We start from the raw sequence: 17590 nt of genomic DNA, 5'->3' as shown, positions 1-17590 counted from the left end.
CCAATCCGGGGGCGTCATTGCCGTGCCACCGCGGTCGCCGGGTGGCTAGTCCCCCACGCTACCGGGCCGGGGCAGAATAGTCGGGCGACGACCCCAGGTGAGCGGGTTGTCGATCACGGCGGCGAGTTCCATGCGTTCGATCGGGCGCAACACCTGCGGGCGCGCGGCCAGCCAGTCGCCGAGCGTCGCCGCCCCGAGCACCGGCACTGGGGTCATTCTTCCCGAACGGCCGGTGACCCACATTACGCGGGCGCCCAGCAGCACCAGCGCCGGCTGCACCGCGGTGCGCAGCGGCAGCCGCCCGCGAATCAGCGTGGTGAGCTGATTCGCGTCGGCCTGTGCCGCCGCGAGATCCGGCGAGCGCCGCCCGGCCACGAGCACGCTCTGGCGATGCACCCAGGCAATCTGACCGTCGCAGAGCTGCGCGTGCAGGGCGAGAACCCCGCCGGGGCCGACCAGCAGGCGCATCGCGCTCGGGCCATCAGCATCGAGTGTGGGCAACGTGAATGCGGCCCAGTGTTCGGGCAGCGTCGCGAGCAGCCTGTCGACGGCGGATTCAACCCGCGCGCGAGCCAGCGCCAAGTCGGTTGGCGTCGCCGCGGGGCGGGACGCGCGGCCGAGCAGCCAGGTTGGGCCGGTTGATATTCGAGGCGCTCCGGTGCGCGTCGATTCGGGCAGTACCGGGGGCGTCGACAGACGCCGCCGCGTGGAGAGTATGTGAGTCATCGGGCTCCTCACCGGGTTCTATATCTTGCCAGTGCCGCCCCCGCCGCAAGACCCCCAGAATGGGTGACTTTTCACCAAGCGGATGCCGCCACGTCTCGAGGCGACCGGGTCGCACCACGTATATTCGAAGGGTCGTGCCGCGCGGCCAGAAGGAGCCCCATGACCGTTCGACGCCCGACCCGATCGTTCCTGCTAATTGGGTTGATCGTGGGGGTGCTCGCGGCGATCCTGGTGGGAACGTCGGTGGCGGGGTCATCCGTTTCGTCGAATCTGGCCGACCCAACCAGCAGCGGGGCACCGACGGCGACCGTCGAGCCCAGGCCGACGGTAACGGCAACAACCGCGCCGCCGCCCGGGCCCGACACCGCGGCCTTGGCCGTGCTGGCGACCCTGCCGGTGAAGGGGCGCGCGCCCAAGACCGGCTACGACCGTGAGGGAAGCTTCGGTTCGGCCTGGCAGGACCTGGACCAAAACGGATGCGACACCCGAAACGATATCCTGGCCCGCGACCTGACCGTGCTCGTAGTGGCCACTGATTGTGAGGTGCAGAGCGGGGTCCTGCTCGGTCCGTACACCGGACTGAGCATCGACTTCGTGCGCGGCCAGACGACCTCGTCGCTCGTGCAGATCGACCACGTCGTCGCTCTGTCAAACGCCTGGCAGACCGGAGCGCAGCAGCTGTCGCAGGAGCAGCGGGTGGCGCTGGCCAACGATCCGCTCAACCTGCTCGCCGTCGACGGCGTCATCAATTCGCGCAAGGGGGATGGCGACACGGCCACCTGGCTGCCGCCGCTGAAAAGCTATCGGTGTGCCTATGTGGCTCGGCAGATTTCGGTGAAGGCGACCTATGCGCTGTGGGTGACGACGGCTGAACACGATGCGATGACGCGCATCCTGTCGGACTGCCCGAACGAGGTCGCGACGGCCACCGACCCCGTCGTCGCACCGGCGCCGGCCCCGGTGGCCGACCCGCCGAGTGACGTCTTCTTTCAGAACTGCACCGCCGCGCGGGAGGCCGGCGCGGCCCCGGTGCACGTTGGCGAGCCCGGCTACGGCCGCCATCTCGACCGCGACGGCGACGGAACCGGCTGCGAATAGGCCGAGTCTGCTCAGTCGGCGCGCGGCAGCGTCAATGCGAAACGAGCACCGGGCAGCGCGCCAGGGGTGGCGATCGGGCCCAGGCACTCGAGGGTTCCGCCGTGCGCCCTGGCGAGAGCTCGGGCAATCGACAGACCGAGGCCGGAACCACCGCGGTTACTCGCCCGCGACGGGTCGAGGCGCACAAAACGTTCGAAGATGCGCTCGCGGTCGGCCTCGGGCACACCGGCTCCAGAGTCGCTGACCGTCAGCTGCACCGCGCCGTCACCAACGGCCAGATCGGTGCGGATGATGCCGCCCACCGCGGTCGCGTTGCGCGCGTTCCCGAGCAGGTTGGTCGCAATCTGCGCCAGTCGCTGCGCGTCACCGCTCACCCAGATTCCGGGATCGACCGCGAGGTCGAACTCGCGGCTGGCGCCCAGCATCCGCTGCTCGGCCACGACACCACTGACGAGTTCCGACAGGTCGACCCGCTCGAAGGCCGTTCCCTGGTCGCCCTGGTCGAGCCGGGTCATCAGCAGCAGGTCGTCGACCAGTCGGGCGGCCCGCTGGGTCTGCTGGATCATGCCGACGGTGAGGCTCTCCCGTTCGGCGCGAGGCGGATTGTCGCGCAGCAGGGTTTCCGCGCTGGCCTGCAGGCCGGCGACGGGGGTGCGCAGTTCGTGCGAGACGTCGGCGAGCAGCTGGCGCATCCGCTCTTCGGCGGCGGCTGCCACCTGCGCGGCCTCGCGGGCCGTCGCTTCGGCGGCCTGCGCATCGGCCACGGCCTCACGCGACGTATTCTCGGCGGTTTCGAGTGCCTGCAACATGTCGTCGATGGCGCCGGCGGTGCGCCCGATTTCGGTGCGCGGATTGCTCGGACGCAGCCTCCCGCCGCGACCACCCTGGGTGATGGCGAGCGCGAGCGCGGTCATGCGAGTGAGTGGACGCAGCGCGACTCCGACCACACCGGTCAGCAACAGCCCGGTCACGACGATGGTGAGCAGGCCAGCCACGACCTCGATCGTGCGCAGCTGCACCAGCACCGCGTCGATGCCGGCCTCACTCGAGCTGAGGGTGAGGGTTCCGCCGGCGACCGTCTGGGTGACCGAGAGGCGGTCGCCGCTCTGCGTGACGACGGCGCCCGGCACCGATTCGGCGTGCGGCGGCGCGCCAGGGCCACGGTCGGCGCCGGGAGTGGGGTCGGCCCGCCCGTAGACCGTGTCGCCGCCGACCGAGTAGGTCACGGTGACGTCGTCGCCGGTGAGCCGGTTCGCCAGGCTCTGCGCCTCCAGGCCCTGCTCGGCCAGAATCTGCGCGTACCCGGCCCGGTCGATCAGCCGCTGCTGCAGGTCGGCGCGCAGCTGACCGCCGAGCACGAGGTTGATCAGAATACCGACCGTCACCAGCACAATCGTGAGCATCGCCAGAACTGCGGCGACGACTCGCAGTCGCAGTGAGGTGGTGCGCATCGGGCGTACTTTCGTAGAAGGGAAACGGATGCCGCGTGCGCGGCGAGCGGACGGCATCCGCTGGTATCGGTGCCGGTCAGGCGGTGAGGCGGTAGCCGATCCCCCGCACGGTGTGGATGAGGCGCGGACCGTTGGCGTCGAGTTTTCGGCGGAGGGTGCTCACGTAGGCCTCGACCAGGTTGGGGTCGTAATCGTCGTAACCCCAGACCTGGGTGAGGATCTGGGTCTTGGAGAGGGTTCGTCCGCGGTTGTGGGCGAGGTAGGTGAGCAGGCGGCGCTCCGTGGCGGTCAGGTCGACCAGCACACCCGCTCGTGTGGCGGTCGCGGCCTCTTCGTCAATGACGAGGTCGCCGACCTGCATGGTCGGGGAGACCAGGCGTCCGGTGCGGCGGAGCACGGCGGTCACCCGTGCCACGAGCTCGGCCAGTACGAAGGGCTTCATGATGTAGTCGTCGGCGCCGGCCTGAAACGCGGCAAGCCGATCGTCGACCGCGTCGCGCGCGGTCACGAAGAGCACGGGTGTGTTGCCGGCAGCCCGCAGCCGCTGGGCCAGGTGCAGCCCATTCTCGCCGGGCAGCATAATGTCGAGCACCGCTGCATCGGGCCGGAATCTGGCGATGCGCTCGGCGAAGTTCTCACCGTCGGGCGCGGTATCGACGACAAAACCGGCCTGAACGAGCGCCTGGCCGATCGTACTGCGCAGCGTCTCCTCGTCTTCGACGACGAGAACGCGGGCAGGTTCGGTGGGCACGCTCTAACAGTGCGGGGCCAAGCTGAGCGTTTGCTATGCGCCTGCTGACCGTTTGGCGACCCCCGGCAAGATTCAGTTCGTCTTCAGATTCGCCCCCGAGGCTGAAAAAGAGAGAAGCCCCGAGTGGGCACCCACTAGCTCACGCGTAGGAGACATTATGACCCGCACCAACGATTCCCAGCCCACCGACCCGAACGACCCGAACCCGTCGTCCATCGCCTCGGAGGGTTCAACGCCCGAAACAGCTGCGGCCGCACAGGACGAAACGGCCGCGACCGAAGCCGTCGACTCGCAGTCGAGCCTGCCCTATGACGCTCAGGCCACCCTGCCGTTTGAATCGAACGCGACGGTTCCGCTGCACGATGTGCCGAACGCCGGGCAGCCGCTGGCCAGCGAGGCGCACGCGACCGTTCCGTTCGCGGCCGCCGCGAACGGCTACGCCACGCCGAACGCGCCGTACGCCCCGGCCGCCCCGAAGAAGAAAACGGGAGACTCCTGGTACCGCAAGCCCGTTCTCATCGGAAGCGTCGCCGCGGCTGCGCTGCTCCTCGTTGGCGCCGGGATCGGTTTCGGCATTGGCACCAGCGTGGGTTCGAACACCGAATTGGCCTCGAATAACTCCAGCATCTCCAACGGTCCCGGCGCCGAAGCCGATGGCGACTCGGCCACGGAGCCCGGAGCGGGCCGCCCCGGCGGCGAGGACGGTCCCGGACGCGGCCCGGCCCAGGGCGGCCCGCAGGGAACCAATGACGGCACCGCACCCGTCGCACCGACCCCGCCGACGGATGCCCCGACCGCACCGACCTCCTAACCAGCACGAGCAGAAGCCGCTCGAAGCCGTGCATTGCGCGGCGCCGAGCGGCTTCTGCCGTACCGCGCCGCGCGGGTTAGAGCGCGCTGACGAGCCGCGGCAACGTCAGCAGCATTTCCAGGGCCCCGAGCGTCGTGAGAACCATTCCGAGCGGCAACCACAGCAGGCGGGTACGACGCGCCCGCGCCACTTTTGACTCAAGCTCGCCGAAGCGCTGCAGAATCTCAGCCGGTTCCAACGCTACGAGGGCCTGCCAGAGCGCGGGGTTCTCGACGAACCCGGCAATTTCCAACCGATCGAGGGGGGCAAGCACCGGAGGGAGCCCCTGCAGCCAGGCGCACAGATCGGCCGCCTCGATCACCTTTACCCGCGACGGTTGGGCCTTCACCGTCACGCTCTTGGTATCGACGAGCACGACCACTCCGTGCACCGACGCGGCGCGCGGCATCCGCTCGGACAGCAGAGTGGTGAGGCTGACCGCCTCGAATTCGGCCTCCCTTATATAGGGAATCTTGCGGGCACCGACCAGCACACTGCGCCCGGCGACCAGTACCGACTTGCGCGCCTGACGGTCGGAGTGCAGGGCAAATACCCCGCCCGGCCCGATCACGAGGTGATCGACGTCGGCGCCGCGCTCACCCACCGGCAGGGAGTGGAAGACGATCCATTCCCGGGGCAGTTCGGCCAGAGCCAGCCCCACGGCAATTTCAGCGCGAGCGGCGTCGAAGCAGCGCGCGCTGTCCGCGCCGAGCGGCGACCGACCGACCAGGCGTTGCACCGGGCTGCGGGGCGCAACCAGGTGTTGCTCCAGCAGGAGCACTTCTATGATCGACTGCGCAGGGCAACGCTGTCTCATTATGGAAGCATCGATGGTCACGGTTCTCCTCTCCGGGTTTTTGAACTTAGCCGTCGGACGGCCAGCCCCAGCAGCCCCCGATCGGGAGCTTGCGCGCGGGTCAGATGCCTGATTTATCGCACGAGGACGACTTTGTTCACCCCAGTACGGGGGCGGCATCGGCTCGGCTGGACTTTTACCGAATGAGTTGTGTCACGATGACATTGCCCGGTTGTTCGACAGCAACCCCACGGCACGACCAGCCCGGCATGTTGCCGTTGGTCGTAGAAATGACCGGGGGAAATTCATGATCGACAATGATCTGTCGCGCGCGGTCACCAATACGCAGGCCGCGGCGACGGCCGCCGTCGCCGCATTCAATGCCAGTACCTCCCCGGAACAGCCGGAGGGACTCCAAACTCCGTTTACAACGACTGCTCGGGCGACCGCAGCGGCTTCGGCAACGTCCTATGCCACCTGGCAAGGTGTCAGTGAGCAACGCCACATCAACTATCGGTTGTGGGTGCAATCACCAGACGGTCAGAGATACTGCGATTGGGCCCCGCGGGCGTCCCTGCTGAGCCAGGCTATCGCAGCTCGCGACGAGGCCATCCTGGCCGCCTGGCGGTTTGATGCCAGCCAAGTTATCTCGCCGGCAGAGCAGGAGGCCTTCGCCGCCAGCCAGGCCGGCACAACCACGCTCCGGTCGAAGCGCTCGCGATCCATTCGTCGAGGCGGAATTGCCCTCATGTTGCTGTCGCCCGTGGTCTGGGTCTTCGCCTACTTCTTTGTTCTGCTCACCGGCGGTGAAGTCAGCATGCAGGCTATTCTGCCCGTCGCCTGGCTCCTGCTCGGTGCCGGAGTGGTCTTCGCCGGAGCACGAATGGCTCGCCCGCTACCCACCGACGACTCCGATCTAACAGCCGGATTCGCTAACCGGGTGGCCCTGCTCGGGTTCGATCCCCTCACCGACCCGGCCCGGCTGCCACGGTTGTGGACCGAGGATCCGAAGGTGGGCGAGCGCCTCGACCAGTTCATGCGCGACTCCTACACGAATTTTCCGACGCCGAGCGAACTGCCGGCTCTGCGCATTCCCGACGTACGATCGGGGCGCACCGAGGCGTCGATCCAGGTGCGGGCCGTTCTCGATCAGTTTGCCGCAACGGATGCGTTGAATCGCCTCTGACCGATCGGTCGCTCTCTCAACCAGTGAATTACCTGAGCGTGCGCGCGACCATTAGGGGACGTATATTCCTTCGAATATGCTGAAGCTAAGCAACTTAGGCATGGCCTTTTCGGTCCCCCTTCGCCTGGGGGCACCGACGTAAGGCACCTGTACCATGAACAAGAAGAATATTCTCATCGCCAGCGCCATCGGTGTCGTACTCGTGTTGGGCGGCGCCGGTATCGCCCTGGCCCTCAGCGATATCGGCGATAACGATGGGCCCCTCTCCGGCGAGACGCTCGATCGTGCCAGCAACGCAGCCCTGGCCGAAGTTGGCCGCGGCACCGTGACGAGCGCGGAGCGCAACGATGACGGCGGCAGCGCCTACGACCTCGAGGTGCGCCTCGAGAACGGCACCACGGTCGACGTGGAACTCAACGACGCCTTCGACGTGGTCTGGGTCGGCGACTTCGACAATGACAACTCGAACAACTCGTCGAACAACAGCTCGTCGGCACCGAGCGCGGCGACCGACACGAGCGCCGCCGACCAGGCTGCCAGCGAGCGCGCGAGCGCCGAAGCCGCAGCCCTCGCTGCGATCGGCAGCGGGCGCGTGACCGACTTCGACCGGGACGACGACTGGGACCACGTCTACGAGGTTGAGGTCACCCTCGACAACGGCAGCGACCGCGACGTCGAGCTCGACGCCAACTTCGTCGTCGTGCGCATCGACGACGTTCAGCAGTAACAGCCGCACTCGATCAACGGTTAGCGTTCGACCAGAATCCCGTCTTCGTCGCAGTAGACGGTGCGCCCGGGCGTGAAGGTCACACCGGCGAACTCGACCACGGTATCCGCTGTGCCCGAGCCGGTCTTGGAACTCTTGCGCGGATTGCTGCCGAGGGCTTTCACGCCGAGGTCGAGGGCGCCGATGGCGACCCGGTCACGCACCGCGCCGTTGATGATGGCGCCGGACCAGCCGTTCGCGACCGCAAGGTCGGCGATCAAGTCACCCATGAGGGCCGAGTTGAGGGAGCCGCCGCCATCGATGACGAGCACGGCACCGTCACCGGGCGTGGACAGGATGGACTTGAGCAGGGCGTTGTCTTCGAAGCAGGTGACCGTGCGGATCGGGCCGCTGAAGCGGGCTCGCCCGCCGATTGTCTGAAACTGCAGGGGTACGGATTGCAGCTCGTCGCCACGCTCGTCGTACAAATCGGCGGTCAATACGGTCATTGTTCCTCCAGGGTTTCGTTGCTTCCAGAGTAGGCCCGGGCGGGCGGCCTACATGACGCTGTCGAGGAAGGCCTGGGTGCGCGGGTTCTGTGGATTGTCGAGCACCCTGGCCGGAGGGCCGCTCTCCACAACGATTCCGGCGTCTATGAAGACGACCTCGTCGGCGGCGCCGCGGGCGAAGCCGATCTCGTGGGTGACCACGACCATCGTCATGCCGTCGGCCGCGAGGGCGCGCATGACGTCGAGCACATCACCGACCAGTTCGGGGTCGAGGGCGCTGGTCGGCTCGTCGAACAAGAGCAGCTTCGGATCCATCGCGAGGGCGCGGGCGATCGCGACCCGCTGCTGCTGACCACCCGACAGCTGCGCGGGATAGGACTGTGCCAGATCGGCCAGGCCGACCCGGTCGAGCAGCTCCCGTCCACGGTCACGGGCAGCGGGCTTGGGCAACCCGCGCACTCCAATCGGTGCCGCCGTAATGTTCTCGAGGGCGGTCATGTGCGGAAACAGGTTGAAGCGTTGAAAGACCATGCCAATACCCCGGCGTTGTTTGGCGACCTCGCGGCGGTTCATCTCGAAGATGCGGCCGTGCCGAGCGGCGTAACCGACGAGTTCGCCGTCGACGGAGATGCGACCGCCGTCGATACGTTCCAGGTGGTTGATGCAGCGCAGAAACGTGCTCTTGCCCGAGCCCGACGGCCCGAGCAGACACATAACCTGACCGGCCGCAACGTCGAGGGAGATGCCCTTGAGCACCTCGACGCCGCCAAAGCTCTTACGCACTTTGCGGGCACTCAGCAGGGCCGGTGCCGCTGCGGTGCCGGCAGCGGATGCCGACGTGACAGTTACGCGCGTGGAGTCGGTCACGGGGCATCCGTTCTCTGGGTGCGAAGTAGCGCCCAGACCCGGGCGAGCGGGGTCGGTGGCAGCGTGCGGGCGTTGCCGCGGCCGTAGTGGCGTTCCAGGTAGTACTGCGGAATCGACAGCACCGAGGTGAGCAGCAGATACCAGCAGCTGACCACGACGAGCAGTTCCACCTGGCGCAGGTTTTGCGAGGAGATCTGGGTGGCGACCGTGTAGACCTCGAGCACCGCGATGACCGAGAGCAGCGAGGTGTTCTTGAGCATCGAAATGGTCTCGTTGCCCATCGGCGGGATGATCACCCGCATCGCCTGCGGAAGCACCACCTTGAACAGGGTGAAGGTGGGGCTCATCCCCACCGAGTAGGCGGCCTCATACTGCCCCTCATCTACCGAGAGCATGCCGGCCCGCACAATTTCGGCCGAATACGCAGCCTGGTTCAGGGTGAGGGCGAGCAGTCCCGCGGTGAATGCCGGAATGAGTGTGTTGGTGTCCATGGAGAACAGGCTGAAATCGGTGAATGGAACGCCGAGGGTGATCTGCGCGTAGAGCAGCCCGAGGTAGCCCCAGAAGACAATCTGGATCAGCAGCGGCGTGCCGCGAAAGGCCCAGATGTAGAGCCAGGACAGGGCGTTCATCACCGGGTTGTTGGAGAGCCGCATGACCGCCAGCAGCACCGCGAGCACGGTCGACACGGCCATCGACACGATCGTGAGCACGAGGGTGAGCACGACGCCGTCGAGAATGCGCCGGTCGAAGATGAACTCGCTGATCGTGGGATGGTTCACGTTGTCGTTCTGCCAGAGCGAGACGGCCACTGCAGCGAAGACGACGAGGAGCAGCATCGCGATGACCCAGCGCCACGGGTGCCGGAGTGGCACCGCGTCGATGTCGTCGGGGTCGCGTTCGTTTTCAGGTCGGTTCAGCCGCTGCTGCGCTTCCGCGCCGGGCCGCACGAGCGGAAGATTCGGCACCGGGTCACGACCCGAGGTTGAAGCCGGCCTCGTCGAGCCCGTAATTGCTGAGGTCGTACGTGGCCAGAATCTTGGCATAGGTGCCGTCGGCGATAGTCGCTACCAAGGCGAGGCGGATGGCTTCGCTCAGTTCGCTGTTCTCCTTGAGAATGCCGATTCCGCTGTAGACCGGGCTGTACCCGTTCGGGTTCGCCTCATCGGTGACCACCTCGAACATCTCTCCGTCACCGGCGGTCTGTGCGGTGTACGCCGCGACGGCCGAGTCGACGACTTCAGCGACCGCGCGGCCGGACCGCACCGCGGTCTGCACCTCGGTCTCACCGGGCAGCTCGGAGATGACCACCGGACCGGGGCCGGCCGCCGTGCATTCCTCGTCGTAACTGCGCAGAATATCGGCCTGCACGGTGGCTTTGGGCACGGCGACCTCCTTGCCGCACAGGTCGAGCACCCCGGTGATGCCTTCGGGGTTGCCGGCCAGCACGAGAATTGAGAAGCCGGCGCGGAAGTAGTCGACGAAGTCGAGGGTGCCCTGGCGTTCCTCGGTGTCGTTCATGCCCGACATGATCACGTCGTTCTTGCCGGCCTGCAGCGACGGAATCGCGGTGGCGAAGGCCTGCTTCTGCAGTTCGAACCGCACGCCGAGTTTCACGCCGAGGGCGGCGGCGAGGTCGTGGTCGAAGCCGGTGATGTTCTGTTCGGCGTCGTACATTTCCATCGGCGGGTAGGGAATGTCCGAGGCGGCCTTGATGATTCCGGCCGATTTGATCGACTCGGGAAGTGCGGCGGCCGCGGCCGGGTCGACGTCGCCGGTCACCGCGGCGGGTTCTTCGCTGTCAACGGCGGCGGAGCATCCGCTCAGCGCCAGACCGGCGACGAGGCCGACCGACGCGAGCAGCTGCCAGCGCGGGCGGGGCGAAACTGTGTTCAGGTGCAGGGTCATGGCGGTCTCCTCTGGTTGTGGAAAGGCTAGAAACGGATGCTGTCGGTGCTGGCGGTGACGCTGGCCAAGACGTCGGGCAGTACCTCTACGCCGATGCCGGGGCCGGTGGGCACCCGCAGGTGACCGTTCTCGAGCTCGAACGGTGCGGTGAGGTCCTGGGCGAAGTACCGGCTGGAGGCCGAGGTATCGCCAGGCAGCACGAAGTTTGGCAGGGCGGCGAGGGCCACATTCGCGGCCCTGCCGATGCCGGTTTCGAGCATGCCGCCGCACCAGACCGGAACACCGTGGGCGGCAGCGACATCGTGGATGCGCCGGGCCTCGAGGCAGCCGCCGACCCGGGCCGGTTTCACGTTGATGATGCTGCAGGCACCGAGGGCGATCGCGGTCGCGGCGTCGCGGGCCGATTCAATCGACTCATCGAGACAGATCGGGGTCTTGATGAGCTTGGCTAGGTTGGCGTGGCCGAGTATGTCGTCTTCCTTCATCGGCTGCTCCATCAGGAGCAGGTCGAAGGGGTCGAGCAGCGCGAGGTGACGGGCATCCGCAAGGGTATATGCGGTGTTGGCGTCGACCTGCAGCAGCAGGTCAGGTCCAAACTTCTCGCGCACGGCCCGCACCGGTTCCAGGTCCCAGCCGGGTTCGATCTTCAGTTTGATGCGCAGGTAGCCCTCGGCGAGGTAGCCGGCGACAGCGTCGAGCAGTTCGGAGATCGAGTCCATGATGCCGACCGAGACACCGGCCGGTACGGTGTCGCGCACAGCGCCGAGGTGGCTGCCGAAGGAGACGCCGGTGGTTTTGAGCTGCGCGTCGAGGATAGCCGTTTCGAGCACGGCCTTGCTCATCATGTGGCCCTTGACCGGTTCGAGCGCGGTCGCGACCAGTTCGGCGCTGAGCCTGTCGCCGAGTGCCTGCAGCCGGGGCACGAGGTGGTCGCGAATGACCAGGTCGCTCGCGTCCAGAAATTCGGAGCTGTAGAGCGGGTGAGCGTCGGCGGCGCACTCGGCCCAGCCCTCGGCATCCGCTGTGATCACTCGCACCACGGTGACTTCCCGCTCGGTGGACGTGCCAAACGAGGTGCGGAACGGCCGCACCAGCGGCATGTGCACGCGGCGTAGCTCGATGGTCTCGATTTTCATGCTGTTCCTCCTGGTGGAAGTCGGTACCAGCCGTCACGGCTGACCCCGCGGGCTATATGCCCGGAAGCGAATATGTCGGTAAAAATAGAGCGGATGCTACGCCGCCACTCGGCCGCGAGCTGCGGGTTCTGCCCGCGCAATGCCACGATGTCGGCGGGAACCCGGCACCACAGGTCGCCGTCGGCTGCCACGAGCACGGGGTCACCGTCTGGGCCGAGTTTCAGCACGTCGTTCGGGGCGAAGTCAGGACGTTCGACCGCGATCGGGCGGTCTTCGCTGCAGGCCGCTGACTCGTCGCTGGTGAGCGGCCAGACGGCCACCAGGCGGTCACTCTCATCGTTGGCATTCATCTCGCCCTGCATAGGGCCATAGAAATCGACGGCGTACCCGCTGGCGTAAGCGCCGAGTTTGGTGAGGTTGAAGCGGGCGTTGCGGCTGACCAGGGGGTCGAAGGTCCAGGTCATCTCGGTGAGGTCGCGGGCCAGGCCCCAGGCACGCTGGTGCTGTTTGAGGGCGAACCCAACGCCGCGGTCGCTGATTCCAGGGAGAACACCGGCGATCAGGGAATACATCGATGTCGATTGCGGCGTGACGATGGCCGCGGCGGCACCGACTAGCCGGCCGGCCGGGTCGCGGGCAGCGGTCACGTTACAGCCGGCGTGGCTGATGCTGCGCAGCAGTTCGGAGGGGATTGCGCTCTCGCCGGGCGGCAGGAGCCAGACCCGGTTGAACAGGGCCTCAATCTCGAGAAAGCCGGCGAGGCTGTTTTCGTCGCTCACCCGCACGCCGGCTGATTCGGCCGCCACCCGGGCTGCGCCCTGAGCCTGTTCCGTGACGGCGGCGAGGGTGAGTGAGGGCGACATCTGCCCAGTGTGGCCGGGTCGCAGGCCGCGATCTTTAGCGCTCAGCACGAATAACTCAGTAAATTATGGTTGTCCAGCACAGTGCGGGTTCGCTACCGTGGACGGATGACTTCCCTGGGACTACCGGTCGGCGACCTGTTCGCGCTGGCCAACGCCATCGCCGCGATGGTCGGCGGAGCGACAGCGATCGAAGACGTGCAGACCCGCGTGCTGGCCTATTCGACATTGCCCGACCAGCCGATCGATGATACCCGGCGCGATGGCATTCTGGGCCGCCAGGTGCCGGACCTGCCCGACAATGACGAGGCCTACGCCTCGCTGTTTCGGGCGCGCGGCGCCGTGCGGCTGCCCGGAGCCATGACACCGAATCTGCCCGGTGAACCGGCAGTACCGGTGGGATTGGCTAGGCTGGCGGTCGCCGTGCGGGCGGGCACCGAGCCGCTCGGATCGATCTGGGTGGTCGACGCCACTGGGGAGCTGGACGCCGCTGCCGCCGCCGAACTGGAACGCGCAGCGGACATCGCCGCGCTGCATATTCTGCGTGCCCGCAGCGCCGCCGATTTGGCCCGGGCGCAACGCGCAGTGCTGCTGCGCCGACTGCTCGACGGTGACACGGATGCCCGCCTCGTCGCCGCCCAGCTCGGCCTCGACCCGGGCAGTCAGTACGTGGCCCTCGCTTTTCAACCACAGTTCGGCCCCGCCGGCGATGAATTGCGAATGAACCGGCTGGTCGACCTCGTGGCGATGGCCTGCGAGGCGCACCAGAGCGGCACCGAGTGTGTCGCCATCGGCACGACTGTATATGCACTGTTCTTCGGCCAGCAGCTGAATGACGCACAGTTGGTCAGCATCGAAGCGATGGCCGCCCGCCTGGTCGCACGGGCGACCATTGCGATGCGGATCGCGCTGCGGGCATCCGTTGGATCGCGGGTGAGCCGTGTCGACACAATCGCCCGGTCACGGCGGGATGCCGATCTTGTTCTGTTGCTGACGGACCCGGCTGGCCCGGTCGTAAGTGCGCGCAATGTGGGCAGTCGGCTGAGCCTGCTCGAACTCGGGCAAGTGCTGCGGGACACCCCGCGGTTGTTCTCGTCCCAGGCGCGCGCGGTGCTCGACCTGGATGAGCGTTCGGGCACCGAGTACGCGCTCACCCTGCGTACCTACCTCGACTGCGGGCGGGACTCAGCTCGCACGGCCGGCCTGCTCTCGGTGCACCAGAACACGCTGCGCTACCGGTTGCGCCGGGTGCGTGACCTATTCACCATCGACCTCGACAACGCCGACGACACCCTGACGCTGTGGTTGAGCCTGCGCGTGGCCGACTAGCTGTTGTGCCAGCGCACCCGGGGCACAATAGTCAGGTGATTCGCAAACGAGTGCTCGCCCGCGGCGAGGTGCAGGGCGTCGGGTTTCGGTACCATGCCCGGGCCCAAGCGCTGCACCTGGGGCTGGTCGGGTACGTTCGGAACCGGCCGGACGGGTCGGTGGAACTCGAAATCGAGGGGCGGGAGGCATCCGTTGCGCGCATGCTGCACTGGCTGGAAACCGGCCCGCGGTATGCCGTCGTGACCGCCCTCGAGGTGAGTGACGTCGCGGCAACCAGCGAGAGCGAGTTTCAGATCACCGGTTGAGGTCGGGGGCTGCCCGGCGCTGGCGTAGCGTTAGCCTATGACCGCGCGCACGAGCCCCGCCGGGGTACGGGAATGAGAGCGCGCACCGCGTTCGGTGTGGCGCGCCTCGGCCTGACCGCGGTCGAACTCGTGGCCTTGATCGGCTACTTTCAGTACACCCTCGGCGTGACTACCTTCGCCATTGCGAATTTCTTCAGCTACTTCACGGTGCAGAGCGCCATAGCGTCGATTTTCGTCTTCGTGGCGGCCGCCGTCGTCGCATTGCGGCGATCGACCGACCCGGCCTGGCTCGACATGTTGCGAGCGATGGTGACGACCTACATTCTGGTCTCCGGAGTCGTCTACGGCATCATCGTCTGGCAGTCCTCGAGCGCGAACTATTCCATCGAGGTGCCCTGGTCGAGCCAGCTGCTGCACTTCGTTATTCCGGTCTTGGCCCTCATCGACTGGATCGTCGACCCGTTCAAGGCCCGCCTGCCGTGGAGATATCTCGGCTGGGCCATCGTCTTTCCGGTGTTCTGGCTGGTCTTCACCCTGTTACGCGGGCCCATCGTGGGCTGGTACCCGTACTTCTTTCTCGACGCCCGCCAGGTGAGCGGCCCCGGCGAGACCGTGTTCTACTGCCTGATTATCGTGGTGATCATCACGAGCATTGCGGCCCTGCTCACCTGGATCACAAGGCTCAAGCGGATGCCGCACCACCGACTTGCGTACTGGCGCCCCTGAGCTGTTCAGCTGCACTACTGCGGGTCGGGTACCGCCAGGAACGGCTCGAGCGCGGTGAGCGCCGCCGCGAGAAAGTCGTCGTCGTCGAGCTCGCTCAGCCGGGTCGCGTTTTCGGCGGCGACCAGACCCATTAGAACGGGATCGCCGGTCAGCGGCATCATGTTGATCCAGACCGGGAAGTCGGCGTCTTCGCCGACGATGGTCCAGAGGCGGGCGGAGGTATCCCAGAACGGCACGTCGAACCGCAACCAGACCTTGTCGACCACGCCCATGCCGAGCGCGCCGATGGCACCGCGGTGGGCGAATGGCAGCGCCGGCGAGAATTCGATGGCCGCGTTCTTCAGCACACCGAGTGGCACGGTCACGATCACCCGATCGGCGGACAGCGACTCGCCGGTACCTAGGCGCAGGCTCACGCCGCCGTCGTCGTGGGCCACGCGATTGACCACGCTCGAGAGCAGCATTTCGAGGCCTTCGGCGTCACGGGCGAGCAGGGTGGAGTAGCCGCCCACAACGAGCTGGTCGTCGTCGGTGCTCGCGATGTCGGTCGTGTACCAGGCCGATTGCTGGCTCGGTGTGGCCCCGGTCTCAACCTTGAGTTTCGTGGCGATCTCGTACTGGAGCCAGTCGGCATCCGAGAGGCCATCGGCGTTCGGGGTCTTCGACAGGCTTGCTTCGCCCGAATCGACCAGGGCACGTTCAACCGAGACATCCTGCTGCTGATTGGCTGCCCAGCTGAGGGCTCCGGCCACGGCCTGAGTGCCGAGTGGTGACACCTCGACGATCGCCCCGGCTCGGGTTCGCACCTCGGGCGTGCGCACGAACGGCAGCAGCTTCACCCCGAGCGCCGTGAGCTCGTCGTCCAAAAAATTGTCCGAGGTGTTGTGTACGAACGAGGGACCCCGTTCGATCGGAAAGGGCCACTCGTCGCTGACTGTGTCGATGCGCCCACCGATGCGGTCGCGCGCCTCAATCACGACCACGTTGAAGCCACCGTTGACGAGTTGACGGGCCGCCGTTATCCCCGCAATTCCGGCACCGACAATCGTGATGCGTTCCCCCGGAGCCGCGACATCCCGCACCTGGCTGGCCGCCAGCAGACCAGAAGCGCGGGCACCCTGCACAGTGCCGGGCTCATCGGCCGCGGTCGCTTCGCCAGCGAAGAACACTCGGGCATCGACGGCCTGGCCGAGGGCTGCTCGGTGCTCTGGGGTGGCACCGACGCTGGCGTAGCTGAAGGATCCGCGGGAGAAAGGGTCGGCCGACCAGTTGGTTCTGGAGACCGTGAGCGGCTGCGGAACCAGCGAGGGGGTGAGCGTGGTTGGCGCCGGGGATGTCGTCGGAACCGGCGCCGGGGACACGCACGCGGCGAGAGCCAACACGGAAAAACCCGACGCTGTGCCGAGCAGAAAAGTGCGCCGCTTCACGATCGGTCTGCTTTAGAACGGCGGATCCCGGGCGCGCGCCCGCAGTGCTTCAGTACGGCGCCAGTCATGAGACCAAACTACCGCAGACCGTGCCGCTTGACATTTTCTTCTCGAGAGCCGCTGGTTACCGGCGCTCCTCGGCCACGGAGTTACCGCCGTCGACGACGATCACCTGCCCGGTGACGTAGGCGGCTCCTGGCGAGGCAAGAAACGCGATGACGGATGCGACCTCCCCCGGCGTGCCGCTTCGGCCGGCCGGAACCAGCGCACCCTCCAGGGCCTCGCTGGTGAGCTGGGAACCGGTCGCGATCCAGCCGGGCGCGACGGCGTTCGCCGTGATGCCCACTTCGGCCTCGTCCACTGCGAGCGCCCGCACCAGCCCGACCAGCCCGGCCTTCGCTACGGCGTAGGCGACATCATTGCGGCTGGCCATGATCGACCCGCTCACGCTCGACACCATCACGATGCGACCCCATCCGGCCGCGCGCATGAACCCGATCACCGTGCGAGTGGCATGAAATGCTGTGGACAGGTTGATGGCGAGGCCGTGTTCCCACTCGGCCGGGCTGGTCAGGATATCTCCGTGGCCCATCTCGGCGTCGCCGACCGCGACCATGCCCGCGTTGTTCACGAGAATCGTCGGCTCGCTCCCGGTCGCGGCGAGCGCCACCCGCAGTCCCTCGGCACCGACGGCCGAGTCGAGGGCACAGACGATTCCGCTCGCATCGAGTCCGTGTGCCGTCAGTTCGCGCGCCCGGTCGTGCACCCGCGCCGTCGTGCCGGTGAGGATCACCCGGCAACCGAGTTCACCCAGCATCCGTGCTGCGGCGAAGCCGATACCGGTGGCGCTGCCCGCCCCGGTGATGAGTGCGGTGTGCCCGCCGAGGTCGAAGGCGGCCGGGAGCGCGGGTGCGGGAGTCATGGCGTCAGGTTAGTGCCCTCTCACCGCAGACCGTGCC

General features: G+C 67.1%; 19 protein-coding genes. 7 read left to right on the top strand and 12 right to left on the bottom strand.

The genetic code is table 11. The features are described 5' to 3' along the window. Window positions 1-45 precede the first annotated feature (45 nt). The gene (locus E3T29_RS12600) at window positions 46-726 is read right to left on the bottom strand and encodes a hypothetical protein (RefSeq protein ID WP_134345767.1); all 681 of its coding nucleotides are present in this window, start codon (window positions 724-726) and stop codon (window positions 46-48) included. Between the two features lie 159 nt (window positions 727-885). Here E3T29_RS12600 and E3T29_RS12595 point away from each other — a divergent pair, with 159 nt between their 5' ends. After that, window positions 886-1824, top strand: a complete 939-nt coding sequence (locus tag E3T29_RS12595; protein ID WP_134345765.1) for a DUF1524 domain-containing protein — start codon at window positions 886-888, stop codon at window positions 1822-1824. A gap of 11 nt (window positions 1825-1835) precedes the next feature. On the opposite strand, the gene E3T29_RS12590 is transcribed toward E3T29_RS12595, so the two are convergent. Next, the gene (locus E3T29_RS12590) at window positions 1836-3275 is read right to left on the bottom strand and encodes a HAMP domain-containing sensor histidine kinase (protein WP_166789912.1); all 1440 of its coding nucleotides are present in this window, start codon (window positions 3273-3275) and stop codon (window positions 1836-1838) included. 76 nt (window positions 3276-3351) lie between these two features. Further along, complete coding sequence (locus E3T29_RS12585; protein ID WP_134345761.1) at window positions 3352-4026, bottom strand: response regulator transcription factor; 675 nt, start codon at window positions 4024-4026, stop codon at window positions 3352-3354. Window positions 4027-4183: 157 nt separating this feature from the next. Here E3T29_RS12585 and E3T29_RS12580 point away from each other — a divergent pair, with 157 nt between their 5' ends. Then, on the top strand, window positions 4184-4837 hold the full coding sequence (locus E3T29_RS12580) for a hypothetical protein (RefSeq protein ID WP_134345759.1): 654 nt from the start codon (window positions 4184-4186) through the stop codon (window positions 4835-4837). Between the two features lie 76 nt (window positions 4838-4913). Here E3T29_RS12580 and E3T29_RS12575 read toward each other — a convergent pair whose 3' ends face one another. After that, entirely contained in the window at window positions 4914-5714 is an 801-nt protein-coding gene (locus tag E3T29_RS12575) for a nuclease-related domain-containing protein (protein ID WP_166789913.1), read from the bottom strand. 265 nt (window positions 5715-5979) lie between these two features. On the opposite strand from E3T29_RS12575, the gene E3T29_RS12570 reads away from it, so the two are divergent. Together E3T29_RS12570 and E3T29_RS12565 are read left to right on the top strand one after the other, a co-directional pair. After that, the gene (locus E3T29_RS12570; RefSeq protein WP_134345756.1) at window positions 5980-6858 is read left to right on the top strand and encodes a hypothetical protein; all 879 of its coding nucleotides are present in this window, start codon (window positions 5980-5982) and stop codon (window positions 6856-6858) included. Between the two features lie 154 nt (window positions 6859-7012). Further along, complete coding sequence (locus E3T29_RS12565) at window positions 7013-7585, top strand: PepSY domain-containing protein (RefSeq protein WP_134345754.1); 573 nt, start codon at window positions 7013-7015, stop codon at window positions 7583-7585. 20 nt (window positions 7586-7605) lie between these two features. Here E3T29_RS12565 and rraA read toward each other — a convergent pair whose 3' ends face one another. The 6 genes from rraA to E3T29_RS12535 form a co-directional block, all read right to left on the bottom strand. Next, window positions 7606-8073 (bottom strand): ribonuclease E activity regulator RraA, encoded by a 468-nt coding sequence (gene rraA / locus E3T29_RS12560; RefSeq protein ID WP_134345752.1) that lies wholly within the window; start codon window positions 8071-8073, stop codon window positions 7606-7608. 48 nt (window positions 8074-8121) lie between these two features. Beyond that, a complete protein-coding gene (locus E3T29_RS12555) occupies window positions 8122-8874 on the bottom strand; it encodes an amino acid ABC transporter ATP-binding protein (protein WP_134346029.1) in 753 nt (250 codons plus the stop codon). A gap of 62 nt (window positions 8875-8936) precedes the next feature. Then, on the bottom strand, window positions 8937-9908 hold the full coding sequence (locus tag E3T29_RS12550) for an amino acid ABC transporter permease (protein ID WP_241987798.1): 972 nt from the start codon (window positions 9906-9908) through the stop codon (window positions 8937-8939). 4 nt (window positions 9909-9912) lie between these two features. Next, on the bottom strand, window positions 9913-10848 hold the full coding sequence (locus tag E3T29_RS12545) for an ABC transporter substrate-binding protein (RefSeq protein ID WP_134345749.1): 936 nt from the start codon (window positions 10846-10848) through the stop codon (window positions 9913-9915). Between the two features lie 26 nt (window positions 10849-10874). Continuing rightward, window positions 10875-11984, bottom strand: a complete 1110-nt coding sequence (gene menC / locus E3T29_RS12540; protein WP_134345747.1) for an o-succinylbenzoate synthase — start codon at window positions 11982-11984, stop codon at window positions 10875-10877. After that, window positions 11981-12847 (bottom strand): chorismate synthase, encoded by an 867-nt coding sequence (locus tag E3T29_RS12535; protein WP_134345745.1) that lies wholly within the window; start codon window positions 12845-12847, stop codon window positions 11981-11983. The genes menC and E3T29_RS12535 overlap by 4 nt, the downstream gene beginning before the upstream one ends. 105 nt (window positions 12848-12952) lie before the next feature. On the opposite strand from E3T29_RS12535, the gene E3T29_RS12530 reads away from it, so the two are divergent. The 3 genes from E3T29_RS12530 to E3T29_RS12520 all read left to right on the top strand — a co-directional run bounded on the left by E3T29_RS12530 (window position 12953) and on the right by E3T29_RS12520 (window position 15204). Beyond that, on the top strand, window positions 12953-14173 hold the full coding sequence (locus tag E3T29_RS12530) for a CdaR family transcriptional regulator (protein WP_134345743.1): 1221 nt from the start codon (window positions 12953-12955) through the stop codon (window positions 14171-14173). A gap of 35 nt (window positions 14174-14208) precedes the next feature. Continuing rightward, window positions 14209-14478 carry an acylphosphatase gene (locus E3T29_RS12525; protein WP_134345741.1) on the top strand — a complete coding sequence of 90 codons (270 nt, stop codon included), beginning with the start codon at window positions 14209-14211 and terminating at the stop codon, window positions 14476-14478. A 72-nt stretch (window positions 14479-14550) separates the two neighbouring features. After that, window positions 14551-15204: a Pr6Pr family membrane protein gene (locus E3T29_RS12520; protein WP_134345739.1), complete on the top strand. Its 654-nt coding sequence runs from the start codon at window positions 14551-14553 to the stop codon at window positions 15202-15204. 14 nt (window positions 15205-15218) lie between these two features. On the opposite strand, the gene E3T29_RS12515 is transcribed toward E3T29_RS12520, so the two are convergent. Together E3T29_RS12515 and E3T29_RS12510 are read right to left on the bottom strand one after the other, a co-directional pair. Next, window positions 15219-16631, bottom strand: coding sequence for an NAD(P)/FAD-dependent oxidoreductase (locus tag E3T29_RS12515; protein WP_134345737.1), 1413 nt, complete (start codon window positions 16629-16631; stop codon window positions 15219-15221). A 124-nt stretch (window positions 16632-16755) separates the two neighbouring features. Next, window positions 16756-17553, bottom strand: coding sequence for an SDR family NAD(P)-dependent oxidoreductase (locus E3T29_RS12510; RefSeq protein WP_134345735.1), 798 nt, complete (start codon window positions 17551-17553; stop codon window positions 16756-16758). Window positions 17554-17590: the final 37 nt, after the last annotated feature.

The sequence above is a fragment of the Cryobacterium sp. TMT1-66-1 genome, from assembly GCF_004403435.1.
In the GTDB taxonomy this organism is placed as follows: Bacteria; Actinomycetota; Actinomycetes; order Actinomycetales; family Microbacteriaceae; genus Cryobacterium; species Cryobacterium flavum.
This window is presented reverse-complemented; position numbering and strand designations above follow the sequence as displayed.

Coding starts and splice junctions, on each gene's coding strand:
- E3T29_RS12600 (WP_134345767.1), bottom strand. CDS start 726: ATGACTCACATACTCTCCACGCGGCGGCGTCTGTCGACGCCCCCGGTA.
- E3T29_RS12595 (WP_134345765.1), top strand. CDS start 886: ATGACCGTTCGACGCCCGACCCGATCGTTCCTGCTAATTGGGTTGATC.
- E3T29_RS12590 (WP_166789912.1), bottom strand. CDS start 3,275: ATGCGCACCACCTCACTGCGACTGCGAGTCGTCGCCGCAGTTCTGGCG.
- E3T29_RS12580 (WP_134345759.1), top strand. CDS start 4,184: ATGACCCGCACCAACGATTCCCAGCCCACCGACCCGAACGACCCGAAC.
- E3T29_RS12570 (WP_134345756.1), top strand. CDS start 5,980: ATGATCGACAATGATCTGTCGCGCGCGGTCACCAATACGCAGGCCGCG.
- E3T29_RS12565 (WP_134345754.1), top strand. CDS start 7,013: ATGAACAAGAAGAATATTCTCATCGCCAGCGCCATCGGTGTCGTACTC.
- rraA (WP_134345752.1), bottom strand. CDS start 8,073: ATGACCGTATTGACCGCCGATTTGTACGACGAGCGTGGCGACGAGCTG.
- E3T29_RS12545 (WP_134345749.1), bottom strand. CDS start 10,848: ATGACCCTGCACCTGAACACAGTTTCGCCCCGCCCGCGCTGGCAGCTG.
- menC (WP_134345747.1), bottom strand. CDS start 11,984: ATGAAAATCGAGACCATCGAGCTACGCCGCGTGCACATGCCGCTGGTG.
- E3T29_RS12535 (WP_134345745.1), bottom strand. CDS start 12,847: ATGTCGCCCTCACTCACCCTCGCCGCCGTCACGGAACAGGCTCAGGGC.
- E3T29_RS12530 (WP_134345743.1), top strand. CDS start 12,953: ATGACTTCCCTGGGACTACCGGTCGGCGACCTGTTCGCGCTGGCCAAC.
- E3T29_RS12520 (WP_134345739.1), top strand. CDS start 14,551: ATGAGAGCGCGCACCGCGTTCGGTGTGGCGCGCCTCGGCCTGACCGCG.
- E3T29_RS12510 (WP_134345735.1), bottom strand. CDS start 17,553: ATGACTCCCGCACCCGCGCTCCCGGCCGCCTTCGACCTCGGCGGGCAC.